Origin of the sequence: Pedobacter sp. HDW13 (assembly GCF_011303555.1) — a bacterium.
Lineage (GTDB): Bacteria > Bacteroidota > Bacteroidia > Sphingobacteriales > Sphingobacteriaceae > Pedobacter.
Genome location: NZ_CP049868.1, coordinates 4,502,851 through 4,522,771, shown reverse-complemented (window position 1 = coordinate 4,522,771; position 19,921 = coordinate 4,502,851). Strand labels below are relative to the sequence as shown.

General features: G+C 45.6%; 7 protein-coding genes. 3 read left to right on the top strand and 4 right to left on the bottom strand.

The window, feature by feature from the left end; genetic code table 11:
• Positions 1–299: 299 nt before the first annotated feature.
• A complete protein-coding gene (locus G7074_RS19215) occupies positions 300–1,973 on the bottom strand; it encodes a two-component regulator propeller domain-containing protein (RefSeq protein ID WP_166210634.1) in 1,674 nt (557 codons plus the stop codon).
• A 420-nt stretch (positions 1,974–2,393) separates the two neighbouring features.
• On the opposite strand from G7074_RS19215, the gene G7074_RS19210 reads away from it, so the two are divergent.
• The 3 genes from G7074_RS19210 (at position 2,394) to G7074_RS19200 (ending at position 4,208) form a co-directional block, all read left to right on the top strand.
• Positions 2,394–3,422, top strand: a complete 1,029-nt coding sequence (locus G7074_RS19210) for a c-type cytochrome (protein WP_205944094.1) — start codon at positions 2,394–2,396, stop codon at positions 3,420–3,422.
• Positions 3,423–3,430: 8 nt separating this feature from the next.
• Positions 3,431–3,892, top strand: coding sequence for a DsrE family protein (locus tag G7074_RS19205; RefSeq protein WP_166210631.1), 462 nt, complete (start codon positions 3,431–3,433; stop codon positions 3,890–3,892).
• A 121-nt stretch (positions 3,893–4,013) separates the two neighbouring features.
• On the top strand, positions 4,014–4,208 hold the full coding sequence (locus G7074_RS19200; protein WP_205944093.1) for a hypothetical protein: 195 nt from the start codon (positions 4,014–4,016) through the stop codon (positions 4,206–4,208).
• 1,146 nt (positions 4,209–5,354) lie between these two features.
• Here the strand turns inward: G7074_RS19200 and G7074_RS19195 are convergent.
• From G7074_RS19195 to G7074_RS19185, 3 genes are read right to left on the bottom strand one after another with little or no spacing between them, the layout of a single operon-like run.
• Positions 5,355–7,301: an OmpA family protein gene (locus G7074_RS19195; protein WP_166210628.1), complete on the bottom strand. Its 1,947-nt coding sequence runs from the start codon at positions 7,299–7,301 to the stop codon at positions 5,355–5,357.
• 35 nt (positions 7,302–7,336) lie between these two features.
• Positions 7,337–8,347, bottom strand: a complete 1,011-nt coding sequence (locus G7074_RS19190; protein WP_166210625.1) for a type IX secretion system membrane protein PorP/SprF — start codon at positions 8,345–8,347, stop codon at positions 7,337–7,339.
• Positions 8,348–8,389: 42 nt separating this feature from the next.
• Positions 8,390–19,663 (bottom strand): Ig-like domain-containing protein, encoded by an 11,274-nt coding sequence (locus tag G7074_RS19185; RefSeq protein ID WP_166210622.1) that lies wholly within the window; start codon positions 19,661–19,663, stop codon positions 8,390–8,392.
• Positions 19,664–19,921 lie beyond the last annotated feature (258 nt).

Below are 19,921 nucleotides of genomic sequence, written 5' to 3'. Positions count from 1 at the left end.
CGGATGCTTTCTTTTTAGGACTCATGATTTTGGCAACAATCATAGTGTTTTTTGCACTCTCGAATCTAAATCATAGCACCTAAAGTTCATATTACAATTAAATCCCCCCATTATCTGATAGGCATATACTTTAGTGATATCCATAAAACTAACTCCGGATTAACGATAGCAATAATGTGTTGCCAATTTAGCAATACCGATAAAAAATAAAGCCTTAACAATTTCTTGTTAAGGCTTTTGCTTAGCCCAAAGCAATCCCGACGATTGATTGAGTCTTGGCGTTAAGCGTTTTTTGGTTATTATTTTTTTGCTACGATTTTGATAAAGAATTTAACCTGGTTCGAAATGGTTAGGTCGCCAGACTCATCAAAGCGCTTTTCTGATCGATAATAGATACCCCAATCTGTTCGGTTAAGAATCAACGCACCATTTATCTCTACAGTTCCGTCCATACCATCTTTAAAATACATTTGGGCAGGAAAAGTAACGGTCTTCGTAATACCTTCGATGGTGAGCTTCCCTGTAACTTTTATATTTTCATGATTACCGCTTTCGACCTTCGTAATGGCAAATGTAGATACAGGGAATTTTTTGACATCAAAAAAATCAGGTAATTTATTGTGCGGGCCTTCATCTTCAAATATTTGCTTAATGGTATTCATATCCACATCTACCGCACCGCCCACCAGCTCACTGTTTTCGATCGACAATTCTCCTTTTAATATAGCTACGTTACCCGTACTCGAACCATCACTAATTAACTTAGTACCTTCCCATCCACCTAAATACATAGATGCTTGCCATACAATAGCACTTTGTTTGGTATCTATCCTATATTTTTTCTGCCCCACTTTACTATAAAAGTCGGTAATGGTTTTTCCCTGCCCTGCATAACGATACACCCCGGTGGCATCACCAAACCAAATACTCCCATCGTTAGCTTCTAAAAGTCCAAAGAAAGCCTTGCCCGACATGATTTCGGTTACAACGGGTTGCTTACTATACAACGATTTTGCATCGTAACGGGTAAGTGCCTGAACATGCGCATTAGCCGGATTTACCGAACCGGTAGTCCAGATGTTTCCTGCTTTATCCTGAATGATGGCATAAGCTCCTCGTTGCGATACTTTAGTAAAGGTACCACCAGTTGAAAGGTCATAACGCCAAAGGCCACCGGTTTGGCTTACGTTAAAGCCGTTGAAACCGCTGAGCCAGATATTGCCTTTTTTATCTTCCATTATACTCCAAACATCGAGAAAGGGTTGGCCGTTATGGGTTAAAGTGGTATATTTTTTCCCGTCGTAAACAAAGGCATCGCCCCTTGTGCCAACCCACAATTTGCCGGTTTTATCTTCAATGATGGTAGTGATATCATTATTCAAGCGTGCGTCTTTATAAAAAAGCGGGGCGTTTGGAGATTTAAAATTCCGAAAAGATTGCCCTTTCGGCAGGCTGGCATCGTAACGACTTATACCGGCCCCGGTGCCGAACCAAATAACGCCGGCCTTATCTTCATAAACACTCATCACCCGGTTATCGGCAAGCCCATCTTTGGTAGTAAAATGTTTAATGGATTTAGCGCCTGCACTGAGCGCAGCCGAATTGTTGTAATAATAAACGCCAGAATCGGCAGTGGTGAACCAGAAATTTCCCTGCCGGTCTTCCAAAACATCCCAGAACCGGTGCGAACCTATTTTACTGCTAAGGTTAGTAAAAGTTTTCCCCTTCTCTTCGGGCAGGCGGGCATCGTATCGAAAAACATCACCATATGATAGGTTGTTGGGGCCAGCAATTAAAATGGTACCATTGCTGCCTTTTTTAATATTACGAACCATGATGTTAGGCCCTATGTTTTTAACTTCGGTGCCGATAGCGCTCTGGTTGATGTCTGTTGGCACCTTGGTTTGCTTTTGGGCACAGGCAGTGAGCAAAACAGACATTAAGCACAAAGCATATACGTGTATGTATTTCATAATTTTTATTTATTGATCTATAGCATTGACTCAACAAATCTACCTTGATATGCTTCGGCGCAACGAATTTGGATTGTAAATAATAATGTAAATTTTGTAAATAAAGTATTGACATGAAGTGTGGTAGCTTAAATGTACACTACGTTATTCCCGACTGCGTTGCACCCCGCTCGAAATGACGATTCCCTTTGGGCTGATTTTGTCATTCCAACTCCTGTGTTTTTAAAAGCTGACCTCTCGCAGTGACGATTCTCTTAGAGAAGCCTGACACCTAACTGTCCGCAGTCTTCCGCAGGAGTTCTACGGATAACTAAGAAAACAAACAGCCAATAAGTAATTGCAGATAAGAAATTGGAATTTTAACCGAAGATGCAGAGATTAGCCATTATTTTGTACCCCAATCATATCGGCTAGCAGCGAATGGAAGAATTACCACGAAAGATCAGCAAAATTTTAATTATGGTTAGCATCCTTACGGTAATACTTTTAGGCCTTGTTATAGCTTTAGTTTTAACAAGGACAAACCAACATGCTTCGTTTTTGATTGAAAGAAACACTAACCGGAAAGAAAAAAAGCAGGATAGCCAACCAGCGCCAAACTGGAAGTCGCCTGATGTAGCTGCCATTAACGATCCGCAGGAGAAAGAATTGGTGAGTTATGGCCGGGAACTGATTGCCAACACAGCCAAATATCTCGGGCCCGAGGGTACAGTAGGCAGGCACAGCAACCGCATGAACTGTCAAAACTGCCACCTGGATGCGGGAACTAAACCATTTGGGAACAATTACGCGGCTGTATTTTCTACCTACCCCAAATTCAGGGCCAGGTCGGGCACAAAAGAAACCATAGTTAAACGCATTTCAGATTGCTTTGAGAGAAGCCTGAATGGTACAGCGCCCGATAGTACAAGCAGGGAGCTGAAAGCCATGATTGCCTATATCAGTTTTTTGGGAAGTGATGTAAAAAAAGGAATTTCGCCTCAGGGTAGTGGTATCCAAAAACTTACTTTTATGATGCGGGCAGCAGATCCCTTAAAAGGAAAATTGATCTATCAGGCTAAATGCGTTTCCTGCCACGGCCGTAATGGCGAAGGCCTGCCCGCTGCAGGCAAAAAAACATTTACCTATCCGCCTTTATGGGGACCAGATAGTTACAATGATGCAGCCGGTCTTTACAGGCTTTCAAATTTTGCGGGTTACATTAAAAATAATATGCCTTATGGCGCCAGTTATAAAAACCAGCTGCTCAACGATGAAGAATCGTGGGACCTGGCGGCCTTCGTAAACAGCCAGTCGCGACCCCATAAAGATCAGCACAGCGACTGGTCGGATAATTCGAAAAAGCCAATAGACTTTCCCTTTGGGCCTTATACGGATCAATTTACCGAAGTACAACATAAATACGGCCCTTTTAATCCCATTAAAAAAGCCCATCTTAAAAATTTATAAACAACAACATGAAAAATTACCAATTACTCCCGATAGTGGTATTCAGCTTTTTAAGCTTAAATTTATCTGCCCAGCAAAAGCAAACCGACCCCAAAAGTTTTCACGGAGCAATAGCAACAGCTAAACATTATAAAGCGGTTTATCAGCTCAACACTGATGATGACAAAAAAATAATGGGTACACTAAAGAATATTGCGAATGCACTAGAAGACCCGCGTTTAAAAGGAAAACTGGAGCTTGAACTGGTTGTACATGGTGGTGGTGTAGCCGCATTTAAGAAAGGTTCGGCATACGAGCAGCAGCTGCTGGCGCTGCAAAAGGCAGGCGTAATTCTGGCAGAGTGCGAAAACACGCTGAGAGAGCGAAACATTTCAAAAGATGAACTCTTTGATTTTATTTCTTTTGTTCCCAGTGGAAATGGAGAGCTCATCATCCGTCAGCAGCAAGGCTGGGCCATTATACATCCTTAAACATACCATGCCAAAGCGTTTGGTAAAAACCAAACGCTTTGTAATCAGTCTTGCCAGCTATCGTAACTAACACTCCCTATTACAGGTGCCAAAGCAAAAGCTGGTACGACTATAAAGAGAAATGGGGTTAGGCACCAACATTATAACCGATGATAAAAACACCATTTACTTAAAAACAGAAGATTCTATGGGTCAATCGTCTATTATAGCTTACAACAGGGTTAAAAATTGGGGTTTAATTGTCCTGATCAATAAAAGAGATTCGAAAATGAGACAAAACCTTTTGAATAAAATTGTAGAAACCGTATTGAATTAATATTTCAACCTAAAAAACAAAACTGCCGCAAGTTTTAGCTACCTGGGTTTATGTAGTGGCCAGACTTGTACCTTTTTTAAATCAATAGATTAATTCCGGCCAACAATTAGAATATTTATTCAACCTCTCACTTACCCAAATCTCAAAAGCTTGCACCAACTGAGACTAGACTAATTTTTAAACATCCGCATTAGACGTGCGAAAAAACTATTATCTGTTTTTGTAACCGTATTTTCTATTTCTCTCGATGAGGGTCCAACCTCAAGCACAGCATTTTCATTTTTAGCCGTTGGAGACATATTCTTGTTATTATTTTGGATAGTTAGCTTTTGATGAGCTGCTTTTGCTGTCTCAAATATTTCGATTTCCCGTTCGGTTCTTGAATAAATATAAGAAATTTCGGGGAATAGAAACCGGCCTGATAATGGCCGTGAGGGCATTTTTCATTTTCATAGGTTATTTTGGTTCTTCGATCCTTGAATATAATATTAAACCTGTTGCATTCAATAAGAAAGATGTTAAATAATAGTCATTTCCCCAAACATAAAGCAGATAATTTGGGCAGGTCTGTTTTGTAAATATAAACCCCAATAAGAACAACCGCAAAAAAGTAAAAAAAGTGAACAAAAGGGGTGCCTTCGAACTCTCTGCGCTCGTTAATGGCCTACGAAATACTATCGCACAATTCCGTCGCACTGCTCTCGTTTTTAGCATTTGCAAAATGGCGAATGCCAATTCCTGCCAGTCGGCTGGGGCATTGCTTTGCCCCATTCAGATAGCAAAATGCCTTGTGCAAGGCCAGAATAAGAATAAAATTTAACTGCTAAAGAGAAATAGGGATTCTGCGGTAGATAAATTTAATCCCGAAAGACTTAAAAGTATTATTGTTTTACTAAAAACGAAATTTGAAACCAGAACAAATAACTACATGAATAATCTTACCTAGTATGTATACCATGAATTGTTTCTCCATGTCCCTCAGATCGGTGACAAGAGTCTATCCCCTCAACAACCTGCACGCCTTTTCTAATGGGACACAGAAGAAACAGTATTTTTACTTTGGCTAATCAGCTTATTCAAAGCCACTCAGAGCCTGCTAGTTTCTCGTATTTTTTTCTGATTTGTTGATATTTTCGACGTTTTTCGCTAGTATTTTAAAATTTTAAATTCAGTCCTTCTATTGGCCTGATGTTCGGCTTCCGAGCATTTTACTCCATTTTTGCAACGATTGAGCAGCTGGGTTTCACCATATCCTTTGGTTTTCATACGGGCCCTTGAAATACCACGGTTGACCACGTATTCAACCACTGAATGTGCCCTGCACAGAGAAAGGTATATATTGTAGACATCGCTTCCCCGACTATCTGTATGCGATCCCAATTCTATTTCAAGCGTTGGATTATCCCGCATAGTACGTACCAACTCATCAAGAATTTTTGCGGCGTCCTTACGGATGTTGGCCTTATCAAAATTATAATGGATATTCTGAAGCGCAATTGTTTTTCCAATCTCGAATAAAGGTTCCAATTTCAGGGATGCAAAAAGCGTATCCGATTTTACAACTCCTTTGGTAGTGACCAAAACCGAATCGCTATAATATTTTTCCTTTTGCCCAAGAACAGTATAATCCGTTTCTTTGTCAAGCTCAAAAAAGAATAATCCATCAGCATTTGAATACCTCTTGGATACAATGCTACGACCATTACCATATAGTGTAACGGTTGCCCCTTCTATCAGCGCGCCTGTGCTTTTATTTAATACCTCTCCTTTAAGGGCAAGGACAATTTTAGGCTTTACACGCCCAAAACTGTAAATATCATCACTTCCCACCCCTCCTTTCCGATTTGAGGAAAGATAGCCCGTTTGAGCTTCTTCTGTTTTACGCACTGTAACAAAGGCAAAATCATCGGCGGGTGAATTCACAGGGTAATGTAGATTCGTTGGCTTTGACCAGTTATTGCGACCACCTTTAGCTTCAAAAACATCCAAACCTCCCATTCCTGGCCAACCATTACTGGAATAATACATGACACCATCATTTCCGATATTGGGAAACATTTCATTCTGATCGGTATTGATTTCAGGGCCAGCATTCTTTGGCTTTCCCCAACTTCCATCCTGTTCAAGTTCGCAATACCAGATATCCGTAGCACCTAGCCCCCCCGGCATATCGGATACAAAATACAGCGTTTTTTCATCAGGACTGAGCGCCGCATGCCCTACCGAATATTTTTTAACATCATTATACGGAAAGGGGGTAACATCATATTTGCCATTTTTGGCACTATAGATATACAATTCCAAATTGTTCGTATTGAATCTAAATTTGTTTTCTTTGCTGACTTCTCCTGATTTACCCGGATATGTTCTGGTAACGAACAACATACTTCCGTCTTTACTGGTTGCAATTGGCCCGACATGATAAGGCTGGTTATTGTAATCGGCCTTATGAATTAGTTTAGCCGTCAACTCGTTGTTTGCAGTCTGGTCTGCAGTATAAATTCTTAAAAAAGCATGTCCAGTTCGTCCATCTTTTTTCTGTTGCTCCTGATTCGGTTCTGCAGTGTAAAATATTTTACTCCCAATTGGAAAGACACCAAATTCGGCCAGTTCTGTATTAACTCCGGTTTCATTTCTAAGCTTATGATTTGTAGGCGAAGCCATCCAAACTGTGGCCGAGTCGCATCCAAGTATCTCATTGTTGACTCTTTTTAAATCTCCAGTCCTACTGGCATATAGCTGTAGTATCTTTTTGGCTTCTGCATAACGGGAATTCGATTTAAGTACCTCTCCGTAAGTGATCAGATTCTCCGCCCTGCTTTCGGGATATTCTATAACCCGAGCATACCAATTTTCTGCAGACTCATAATCGTTGATTTGTCTATAGCATTCGGCAAGTATTTCCAGATCCGACAATTTTGGTTTTTTGACATCTACCAACTTCAGGTAAATAGTCGCCGCCCTTGCATAGTTATACTGGGTATATAAAAGATCTGCTCTCTGCCTCAAATCAGGTTGTTCCTGTGCAATTGCAATATGGCAACAAAGACCAAAGCCCAAAAGCAATACATATTTAATATTTTTTTTCTTCATGTTCATTAATTTGGTCTGGGTATGGGATATCCTTCTTAAAAAAATCTTGGGCTAAGTACACGTCTATTTTTCCCTGGAAACGTAATACCCAGGGTAATCTCATGCGTTCCATTCTGAAAACTGCTCAATTCACTGATAATGTAGTCGTATGAATAGCCGACCCTTAACTGATTATTAATGTAAATCTGGGTAATTCCTGAGATTGAATTAAGGCTACTTAAGGTTTGTCCCTGCTCATAGCGTTTCTTCCACAAGTTGGCTTCGGTCCTGTATGAACCACCGATCCAAAACCTGCCACCAAAGATCAACATTCCACCGATATCTAAACTTGAAGGCCCCTTAAGGTCCTCCTTAAACAACATGCTAGGCCGGAGCTTTGTGTCGTCAGAGAGGTTAATCATTGCACCTGCGATGAGATAATAGTGGCGTTTACGCCTAATGTTCTCTATAGTATTGCTGTTCCAATTGAAAAAACGATTCGAGTTTTGGCCCGAAAACAGATCCATGGCAGATAAGCCAACGTAAAATTTTGGATTGTAATAATAAACGCCGAATCGAATGTCGGGAATGGTACTGTTGATTTTGCCTATCGGCAGATTGGCATCGTCTCCATCCACTGGCCTGAGCTTATTGCCATCCAATCCATACTGAGAAATTCCGGCAGCCAGCCCAAAGCTGAGTCTTTGCGTATCATCTTCATCAAGTCTCAGTCTGTAAGCATAATTGGCATAAACAGAAGTCGCATTTTGCGGCCCCAGCCTATCATCCGTAATTTGTAAACCAAGTCCGATATTTTTATTGGCATCCGCTACACCGTCAATTGACAGTTGCCCTGTTTTTGGTGCTCCTTCCAGTCCGGTCCATTGACTTCTCAGTCCAAGCTGTCCAAACCATTCCTCCTTATACCCTGCATAAGCCGGATTGACACTCAAAGAGTTGAAAATATATTGTGTAAACTGAATATTCTGTTGTGCCTTTAACTGAAATGTCACAGCTATTGTCAAACACAGCACCAGCATATTTTTTCTCGCAAAATGCTTCTTCATAACCTTTTTATATTAGGCCAGCCTTTCGCTGGCCATGATCATCTATCTTTTTAGTAAAACCCAACCTTTATGTACCTGCTCTTTTTCGCCATCCCTTAAACGGATGAGGTAGTAATAGGTTCCTTCGTTCAGACCATCGCCTGTCCACGTATTTTTATAATTATCACTTCGATAAACTTCATTTCCCCAACGGTTAAAAATGGTCAGGTGAACATTATGGTAGTTTTCCAATCCAACGATAACGAAAGCGTCATTTTTCCCATCCCCATTTGGAGTGATCACATTAGGAATAAAGAAGCCCGTTACTTTAACTGTTACCGTAGCCACATTGGTCCAGTTTCCATTCACATCTTTTATACGGTATTTAAAGCTGTCATTTCCAGTATAGCCACTATTTGGCAGGTAAGTGACCGTACCATCGCTATTAACCCTTACTGCGCCGTGCTTAGGTTGTTCTGTAATATCAATAGTTGTCATGTCCAACGGAGCACCAGAAGGTCTGTCATTGTCCAGAATTGGGATTTTGACTTCTTTGTTCCATTGCGTTTCTGCTGCATCGTCACTTGCAACAGGATTAGAAGGTACAATGGTTATTGTCACTTTAGCAGGGTTTGAAACCTGTCCATTAACATCTGTTACCGTATATTCAAATTCATCAGTTCCCGTGTAGCCATTGTTTGGTGTGTAAGTCACTGTTCCGTCAGCGTTTACTGCTACTGTACCATTTTTTGGCTGTTTTGTAATTACCGTACTACCGGATACAATTGGACTGCTACCTACTTGGTCATTTTTCTGGACATCTATAGTTACAGGTTTATTCTGCATCGTATCTTTTGCATCATCATTTGCAATTGGGGGTTTCGCTACTATGGTTACAGTTGTATTATCGTTGTCTGTTGCCGTTCCCGAAATATCTTTCACCTCATTGCCTACATGGTCATTAGCTTTGATTACAGCACTGTTGATCACTCTGCCTAAGGCTATATCCGTATTGGTGATGGTGTATTTTTGAACCTGGGTAATTGATTTACCTGGTTCTAAAACACCTGGTATATTGATAACCGAATTGGTCAGCAATGGATCTGTTAAAACCAAATTTTTTAAGCCTACATTCCCTGTATTGGTCACTGTAAAGGTATACTCGATTTGATTACCCAATATGAATGCACCATTGGTACCCATTCCAACATTGGTTACCGTTTTGATCAAACTCACTTTGCCGTTCTGGGCTATAGGCGTTACTGTAGGGTCGTCATTATCAACCGCAGTTCCCGAGTTGTCGGTCACGGTATTGCCCGCAGGGTCTTTCGCATTCACTACGGCGGTGTTGCTCACCTTCCCTGCATCAACGTCTGTCTGGGTAATGGTATAACTGGCCGTATAAGTCCAGCTTTCGCCAACATCGAGTTTAGAATTGCTGTTCGCATCGCCGCTTGCATAAACAGGGGTTACCCCTGCCAAGTTATCGGTCATGGTTACGTTGTCCAGCGTTACGTTGCCTTCGTTCTTCGCCACAAACTGGTAGGCGATTACGTCGTCAAGCTTATAGCCTCCGGCTGGTGTGGCACTGGTTACACTTTTAACAAGGCTGACCTTGCCGTTCTGGGCTATAGGCGTTACTGTAGGGTCGTCATTGGTACTGATCGTGCCCGAATTATCGGTAACGGTATTGCCCGCAGGGTCTTTCGCGTTCACCACTGCAGTATTGCTCACCTTGCCTGCATCTACATCGGCCTGGGTAATGGTATAACTGGCCGTATAAGTCCAGCTTTCGCCAACATCGAGTTTAGAATTGCTGTTCGCATCGCCGCTTGCATAAACAGGGGTTATCCCTACCAGGTTATCGGTCATGGTTACGTTGTCCAGCGTTACGTTGCCTTCGTTCTTCGCCACAAACTGGTAGGCGATTACGTCGTCAAGCTTATAGCCTCCGGCTGGCGTGGTACTGGTTACACTTTTAACCAGACTCACTTTGCCATCTTGGGTAATCGGGGTTACTGTAGGACCATCACTGGTACTCGTCGTGCCCGAGTTATCGGTAACGGTATTGCCCGCAGGGTCTTTCGCGTTCACCACTGCAGTATTGCTCACCTTCCCTGCATCAACATCGGCCTGGGTAATGGTGTAACTGGCCGTATAAGTCCAGCTTTCACCTACATCAAGTTTAGAATTGCTGTTCGCATCGCCGCTTGCATAAACAGGGGTTACCCCTGCCAGGTTATCGGTCATGGTTACGTTGTCCAGCGTTACGTTGCCTTCGTTCTTCGCCACAAACCGGTAGGCGATCACGTCGCCAAGTTTATAGCCACCGGCTGGCGTGGTACTGGTCACTGTTTTAACCAGACTCACTTTGCCATCCTGGGTAATCGAGGTTTCTGTAGGGTCATCACTGGTACTGGTCGTTCCCGAGTTATCGGTCACGGTATTGCCCGCAGGATCTTTCGCGTTCACCACTGCAGTATTGCTCACCTTGCCTGCATCTACATCCGTTTGTGTAATGGTATAACTGGCGGTATAAGTCCAGCTTTCGCCAACGTCAAGCTTGCTGTTGCCGTTGGCATCACCACTGGCATAAACAGGGGTTACCCCTGCCAGGTTATCGGTCATGGTTATATTGTCCAGCGTTACGTTGCCTTCGTTCTTCGCCACAAACCGGTAGGCGATTACGTCGCCAAGCTTATAGCCTCCGGCAGGCGTGGCACTGGTTACACTTTTAACCAAACTCACTTTGCCATTCTGGGTTATAGGCGTTACTGTAGGGTCGTCATTATCAACCGCAGTTCCAGAATTGTCCGTTACGGTATTGCCCGCAGGGTCTTTCGCGTTCACCACTGCAGTATTGCTCACCTTGCCTGCATCCACATCAGTCTGGGTAATGGTATAACTGGCCGTATAAGTCCAGCTTTCACCTACATCCAGCTTGGAATTATTATTGGCATCTCCACTCTGGTAGGCCGGAACCACACCAGAGATGTTATCAGTTAGTGCCACATTATCGAGAGTCACATTGCCTTCGTTCTTCGCCACAAACTGGTAGGCGATCACGTCGCCAAGCTTATAGCCTCCGGCAGGCGTGGTACTGGTTACACTTTTAACCAAACTCACTTTGCCATCCTGGGTAATCGGGGTTACTGTAGGACCATCACTGGTACTGGTCGTTCCCGAGTTATCGGTAACGGTATTGCCCGCAGGGTCTTTCGCGTTCACTACTGCCGTATTGCTCACCTTCCCTGCATCAACATCGGCCTGGGTAATGGTATAACTGGCCGTATAAGTCCAGCTTTCACCTACATCAAGTTTAGAATTGCTGTTCGCATCTCCACTGGCATAAACAGGGGTTACCCCTGCCAGGTTATCGGTCATGGTTACGTTGTCCAGCGTTACGTTGCCTTCGTTCTTCGCCACAAACCGGTAGGCGATCACGTCGCCAAGCTTATAGCCTCCGGCTGGTGTGGCACTGGTTACACTTTTAACCAGACTCACTTTGCCATCTTGGGTAATCGGGGTTACTGTAGGACCATCACTGGTACTCGTCGTGCCCGAGTTATCGGTCACGGTATTGCCCGCAGGATCTTTCGCGTTCACTACTGCCGTATTGCTCACCTTGCCTGCATCCACATCCGTTTGTGTAATGGTATAACTGGCGGTATAAGTCCAGCTTTCGCCAACATCGAGTTTAGAATTGCTGTTCGCATCGCCGCTTGCATAAACAGGGGTTACCCCTGCCAGGTTATCGCTCATGGTTACGTTGTCCAGCGTTACGTTGCCTTCGTTCTTCGCCACAAACTGGTAGGCGATTACGTCGTCAAGCTTATAGCCTCCGGCTGGCGTGGTACTGGTCACGGTTTTCACCAGGCTCACTTTGCCGGTTTGTGGAATTACAGTCTCGGTTGGATCGTCACCGGTACTGGTTGTTCCCGAATTATCGGTAACGGTATTGCCCGCAGGGTCTTTTGCATTTACCACTGCAGTATTGCTCACCTTGCCTGCATCAACATCGGTCTGGGTAATGGTATAACTGGCCGTATAAGTCCAGCTTTCACCTACATCCAGCTTGGAATTATTATTGGCATCTCCACTCTGGTAGGCCGGAACCACACCAGCAATATTATCGCTCATGGTCACATTGTCCAGGGTTACGTTGCCTTCGTTCTTCGCCACAAACTGGTAGGCGATTACGTCGTCAAGCTTATAGCCTCCGGCTGGCGTGGTACTGATTACACTTTTAACAAGGCTGACCTTGCCGTTCTGGGCTATAGGCGTTACTGTAGGGTCGTCATTGGTACTGATCGTGCCCGAATTATCGGTAACGGTATTGCCCGCAGGGTCTTTCGCGTTCACCACTGCAGTATTGCTCACCTTGCCTGCATCTACATCGGCCTGGGTAATGGTATAACTGGCCGTATAAGTCCAGCTTTCGCCAACATCGAGTTTAGAATTGCTGTTCGCATCGCCGCTTGCATAAACAGGGGTTACCCCTACCAGGTTATCGGTCATGGTTACGTTGTCCAGCGTTACGTTGCCTTCGTTCTTCGCCACAAACTGGTAGGCGATTACGTCGTCAAGCTTATAGCCTCCGGCTGGCGTGGTACTGGTTACACTTTTAACCAGACTCACTTTGCCATCTTGGGTAATCGGGGTTACTGTAGGACCATCACTGGTACTCGTCGTGCCCGAGTTATCGGTAACGGTATTGCCCGCAGGGTCTTTCGCGTTCACCACTGCAGTATTGCTCACCTTCCCTGCATCAACATCGGCCTGGGTAATGGTGTAACTGGCCGTATAAGTCCAGCTTTCACCTACATCAAGTTTAGAATTGCTGTTCGCATCGCCGCTTGCATAAACAGGGGTTACCCCTGCCAGGTTATCGGTCATGGTTACGTTGTCCAGCGTTACGTTGCCTTCGTTCTTCGCCACAAACCGGTAGGCGATCACGTCGCCAAGCTTATAGCCTCCGGCTGGTGTGGCACTGGTTACACTTTTAACAAGGCTGACCTTGCCATCTTGGGTAATCGGCGTTACTGTAGGGTCGTCACTGGTACTCGTCGTGCCCGAGTTATCGGTAACGGTATTGCCCGCAGGGTCTTTCGCGTTCACCACTGCAGTATTGCTCACCTTGCCTGCATCCACATCCGTTTGTGTAATGGTATAACTGGCGGTATAAGTCCAGCTTTCGCCAACATCGAGTTTAGAATTGCTGTTCGCATCGCCGCTTGCATAAACAGGGGTTACCCCTGCCAGGTTATCGCTCATGGTTACGTTGTCCAGCGTTACGTTGCCTTCGTTCTTCGCCACAAACTGGTAGGCGATTACGTCGTCAAGCTTATAGCCTCCGGCTGGCGTGGTACTGGTCACGGTTTTCACCAGGCTCACTTTGCCGGTTTGTGGAATTACAGTCTCGGTTGGATCGTCACCGGTACTGGTTGTTCCCGAATTATCGGTAACGGTATTGCCCGCAGGGTCTTTTGCATTTACCACTGCAGTATTGCTCACCTTGCCTGCATCAACATCGGTCTGGGTAATGGTATAACTGGCCGTATAAGTCCAGCTTTCACCTACATCCAGCTTGGAATTATTATTGGCATCTCCACTCTGGTAGGCCGGAACCACACCAGAGATGTTATCAGTTAGTGCCACATTATCGAGAGTCACATTGCCTTCGTTCTTCGCCACAAACCGGTAGGCGATCACGTCGCCAAGCTTATAGCCTCCGGCAGGCGTGGCACTGGTTACACTTTTAACCAGACTCACTTTGCCATCCTGGGTAATCGAGGTTTCTGTAGGGTCATCACTGGTACTGGTCGTTCCCGAGTTATCGGTCACGGTATTGCCCGCAGGGTCTTTCGCGTTCACTACTGCCGTATTGCTCACCTTGCCTGCATCCACATCAGTCTGGGTAATGGTATAACTGGCCGTATAAGTCCAGCTTTCACCTACATCAAGTTTAGAATTGCTGTTCGCATCTCCACTGGCATAAACAGGGGTTACCCCTGCCAGGTTATCGGTCATGGTTACGTTGTCCAGCGTTACGTTGCCTTCGTTCTTCGCCACAAACCGGTAGGCGATCACGTCGCCAAGCTTATAGCCTCCGGCTGGTGTGGCACTGGTTACACTTTTAACAAGGCTGACCTTGCCATCTTGGGTAATCGGGGTTACTGTAGGACCATCACTGGTACTCGTCGTGCCCGAGTTATCGGTCACGGTATTGCCCGCAGGATCTTTCGCGTTCACCACTGCAGTATTGCTCACCTTGCCTGCATCCACATCCGTTTGTGTAATGGTATAACTGGCGGTATAAGTCCAGCTTTCGCCAACATCAAGTTTAGAATTGCTGTTCGCATCGCCGCTTGCATAAACAGGGGTTACCCCTACCAGGTTATCGGTCATGATTACGTTGTCCAGCGTTACGTTGCCTTCGTTCTTCGCCACAAACTGGTAGGCGATTACGTCGTCAAGCTTATAGCCTCCGGCTGGCGTGGTACTGGTCACGGTTTTCACCAGGCTCACTTTGCCGTTCTGGACTATAGGCGTTACTGTAGGGTCGTCATTGGTACTGGTCGTGCCCGAGTTATCGGTAACGGTATTGCCCGCAGGGTCTTTCGCGTTCACAACCGCGGTATTACTCACCTTGCCTGCATCAACATCGGCCTGGGTAATGGTATAACTGGCCGTATAAGTCCAGCTTTCACCTACATCCAGCTTGGAATTATTATTGGCATCTCCACTCTGGTAGGCCGGAACCACACCAGAGATGTTATCAGTTAGTGCCACATTATCGAGAGTCACATTGCCTTCGTTCTTCGCCACAAACTGGTAGGCGATCACGTCGCCAAGCTTATAGCCTCCGGCAGGCGTGGCACTGGTTACACTTTTAACCAGACTCACTTTGCCATCCTGGGTAATCGAGGTTTCTGTAGGGTCATCACTGGTACTCGTCGTGCCCGAGTTATCGGTCACGGTATTGCCCGCAGGGTCTTTCGCGTTCACTACTGCCGTATTGCTCACCTTGCCTGCATCCACATCAGTCTGGGTAATGGTATAACTGGCCGTATAAGTCCAGCTTTCACCTACATCAAGTTTAGAATTGCTGTTCGCATCTCCACTGGCATAAACAGGGGTTACCCCTGCCAGGTTATCGGTCATGGTTACGTTGTCCAGCGTTACGTTGCCTTCGTTCTTCGCCACAAACCGGTAGGCGATCACGTCGCCAAGCTTATAGCCTCCGGCTGGTGTGGCACTGGTTACACTTTTAACAAGGCTGACCTTGCCATCTTGGGTAATCGGGGTTACTGTAGGACCATCACTGGTACTCGTCGTGCCCGAGTTATCGGTCACGGTATTGCCCGCAGGGTCTTTCGCGTTCACCACTGCAGTATTGCTCACCTTCCCTGCATCAACATCGGCCTGGGTAATGGTGTAACTGGCCGTATAAGTCCAGCTTTCACCTACATCAAGTTTAGAATTGCTGTTCGCATCGCCGCTTGCATAAACAGGGGTTACCCCTGCCAGGTTATCGGTCATGGTTACGTTGTCCAGCGTTACGTTGCCTTCGTTCTTCGCCACAAACCGGTAGGCGATTACGTCGTCAAGCTTATAGCCTCCGGCTGGCGTGGTACTGGTTACACTTTTAACAAGGCTGACCTTGCCATCCTGGGTAATCGAGGTTTCTGTAGGGTCATCACTGGTACTCGTCGTGCCCGAGTTATCGGTCACGGTATTGCCCGCAGGGTCTTTCGCGTTCACCACTGCAGTATTGCTCACCTTGCCTGCATCTACATCAGTCTGGGTAATGGTATAACTGGCCGTATAAGTCCAGCTTTCACCTACATCGAGTTTAGAATTGCTGTTCGCATCGCCGCTTGCATAAACAGGGGTTACCCCTACCAGGTTATCGGTCATGGTTACGTTGTCCAGCGTTACGTTGCCTTCGTTCTTCGCCACAAACTGGTAGGCGATTACGTCGTCAAGCTTATAGCCTCCGGCTGGCGTGGTACTGGTTACACTTTTAACCAAACTCACTTTGCCGTTCTGGACTATAGGCGTTACTGTAGGGTCGTCATTGGTACTGGTCGTGCCCGAATTATCGGTAACGGTATTGCCCGCAGGGTCTTTCGCGTTCACTACTGCCGTATTGCTCACCTTGCCTGCATCCACATCAGTCTGGGTAATGGTATAACTGGCCGTATAAGTCCAGCTTTCACCTACATCAAGTTTAGAATTGCTGTTCGCATCTCCACTCTGGTAGACCGGAACCACACCAGCAATATTATCGCTCATGGTTACGTTGTCCAGCGTTACGTTGCCTTCGTTCTTCGCCACAAACTGGTAGGCGATTACGTCGTCAAGCTTATAGCCTCCGGCTGGCGTGGTACTGGTCACGGTTTTCACCAGGCTCACTTTGCCGGTTTGTGGAATTACAGTCTCGGTTGGATCGTCATTGGTACTGGTCGTGCCCGAGTTATCGGTAACGGTATTGCCCGCAGGGTCTTTCGCGTTCACAACCGCGGTATTACTCACCTTGCCTGCATCAACATCGGCCTGGGTAATGGTATAACTGGCCGTATAAGTCCAGCTTTCACCTACATCCAGCTTGGAATTATTATTGGCATCTCCACTCTGGTAGGCCGGAACCACACCAGAGATGTTATCAGTTAGTGCCACATTATCGAGAGTCACATTGCCTTCGTTCTTCGCCACAAACTGGTAGGCGATCACGTCGCCAAGCTTATAGCCTCCGGCAGGCGTGGCACTGGTTACACTTTTAACCAGACTCACTTTGCCATCCTGGGTAATCGAGGTTTCTGTAGGGTCATCACTGGTACTGGTCGTTCCCGAGTTATCGGTCACGGTATTGCCCGCAGGGTCTTTCGCGTTCACTACTGCCGTATTGCTCACCTTGCCTGCATCCACATCAGTCTGGGTAATGGTATAACTGGCCGTATAAGTCCAGCTTTCACCTACATCAAGTTTAGAATTGCTGTTCGCATCTCCACTGGCATAAACAGGGGTTACCCCTGCCAGGTTATCGGTCATGGTTACGTTGTCCAGCGTTACGTTGCCTTCGTTCTTCGCCACAAACCGGTAGGCGATCACGTCGCCAAGCTTATAGCCTCCGGCTGGTGTGGCACTGGTTACACTTTTAACAAGGCTGACCTTGCCATCTTGGGTAATCGGGGTTACTGTAGGACCATCACTGGTACTCGTCGTGCCCGAGTTATCGGTAACGGTATTGCCCGCAGGGTCTTTTGCATTTACCACTGCAGTATTGCTCACCTTGCCTGCATCAACATCGGCCTGGGTAATGGTATAACTGGCCGTATAAGTCCAGCTTTCACCTACATCCAGCTTGGAATTATTATTGGCATCTCCACTCTGGTAGGCCGGAACCACACCAGAGATGTTATCAGTTAGTGCCACATTATCGAGAGTCACATTGCCTTCGTTCTTCGCCACAAACCGGTAGGCGATCACGTCGCCAAGCTTATAGCCTCCGGCAGGCGTGGCACTGGTTACACTTTTAACCAGACTCACTTTGCCATCCTGGGTAATCGAGGTTTCTGTAGGGTCATCACTGGTACTGGTCGTTCCCGAGTTATCGGTCACGGTATTGCCCGCAGGGTCTTTTGCATTTACCACTGCAGTATTGCTCACCTTGCCTGCATCAACATCGGTCTGGGTAATGGTATAACTGGCCGTATAAGTCCAGCTTTCACCTACATCCAGCTTGGAATTATTATTGGCATCTCCACTCTGGTAGGCCGGAACCACACCAGAGATGTTATCAGTTAGTGCCACATTATCGAGAGTCACATTGCCTTCGTTCTTCGCCACAAACCGGTAGGCGATCACGTCGCCAAGCTTATAGCCTCCGGCTGGTGTGGCACTGGTTACACTTTTAACAAGGCTGACCTTGCCATCTTGGGTAATCGGCGTTACTGTAGGGTCGTCACTGGTACTCGTCGTGCCCGAGTTATCGGTAACGGTATTGCCCGCAGGGTCTTTCGCATTTACCACTGCAGTATTGCTCACCTTGCCTGCATCAACATCGGCCTGGGTAATGGTATAACTGGCCGTATAAGTCCAGCTTTCACCTACATCCAGCTTGGAATTATTATTGGCATCTCCACTCTGGTAGACCGGAACCACACCAGCAATATTATCGCTCATGGTCACATTGTCCAGGGTCACATTGCCTTCGTTCTTCGCCACAAACTGGTAGGCGATTACGTCGTCAAGCTTATAACCTCCGGCTGGCGTGGTACTGGTTACACTTTTAACCAAACTCACTTTGCCATCCTGTACAACGGGAGTCTCTGTTGGACTATCATTGTCTCCGGAGGTGCCGCTCAAATCACTTACATTTTTACCACCAGGATCAATTCCCGTAACGGTTGCCTGATTAATAACTTTGCCTGGATCACCATCAGATTTTTTCACAGTGTATTGGCCAGTATAAGTCCATTCCTCGTTTACACTTAAAACATTATCATTCCCCACATCTCCCGTCTTTGAAGACAATGTTACGTCCGGTAAACTTTCTGTTAATGAGATGGAAGTTAAAGGAACATCCCCAACGTTTTTTGCTATAAACTGATATTGAATAATCTCCCCCTCTTTAAATTTCCCTGCATCACCTGTACCGGTATTGGTAACAGATTTAACAAGTGAAATTTTAGGATGGATTGCTGTAACTGCAGAGCTATATTTAATGTTGTTACACGATTCCGTTGAGGTTCCATTTTTGCATTCCAAGTGCGGATCAGTTGGAGTGGAGTTTGGATCTGGATTCGTTGCGTCCGGGTCAGTTACATCTGGAGGCCTCATTATAGTAGTCTCAACAACAATTGGCCCTGAAGGCACACTTACTGCTTCGACAACTATGGTATAAGTTATTTTACAGCCATTAGGTAGATCAACCTTGGAATTATAATGTTGTTTGTCGGTAGAAATTTCACCAAGATTATCGATCCCACCACATGAAGAAACCGGTGTTACCGAAACAATTTCCATACCATTTGGCACATTGAAACTATATGGAGCACCAAGTACATCAGCGTAATTAGCACTACCGTCACTATTCTGAACTTCAACTGTATAGGTTACATTATCATTTGGCGAAATAAATGTCACGTCTGGAACAATACTATTTACCTTTAAATCAGAGACCTTGGTGGTAACATTTGTTTCCAGCTTCTCCTCCTCTCCCAAGATAAAGGTCCAGGTATCCATACTTTTTTCGTTACCGAAGCTGAAAGCCCCAGTTCCTGTATTAGCCGATCCGGTACCATTAGAATTGTTTGTAAGATATCCCCCCATTTATGCCCGTTACTCGCAGATGAGATGCCAGTGGGCGTGGCTTTGGCCGGATTGGAATGTTCAGCACTCGGGTTGCCAGAATTTGCCACTGCTGTATCATCCCAGTAGACTACGTCTGATTCCACACCTGAATTATCTTCAGTCAGCAACTCAAGTTTAATTCCACTTGGATTGATTTCCATATCTACGTATGGAAAATGCACCTCAGCGCCGTGTAACTGGACAGTCACTCTCGCTGGATTCGAGCCTGAAGGTAAC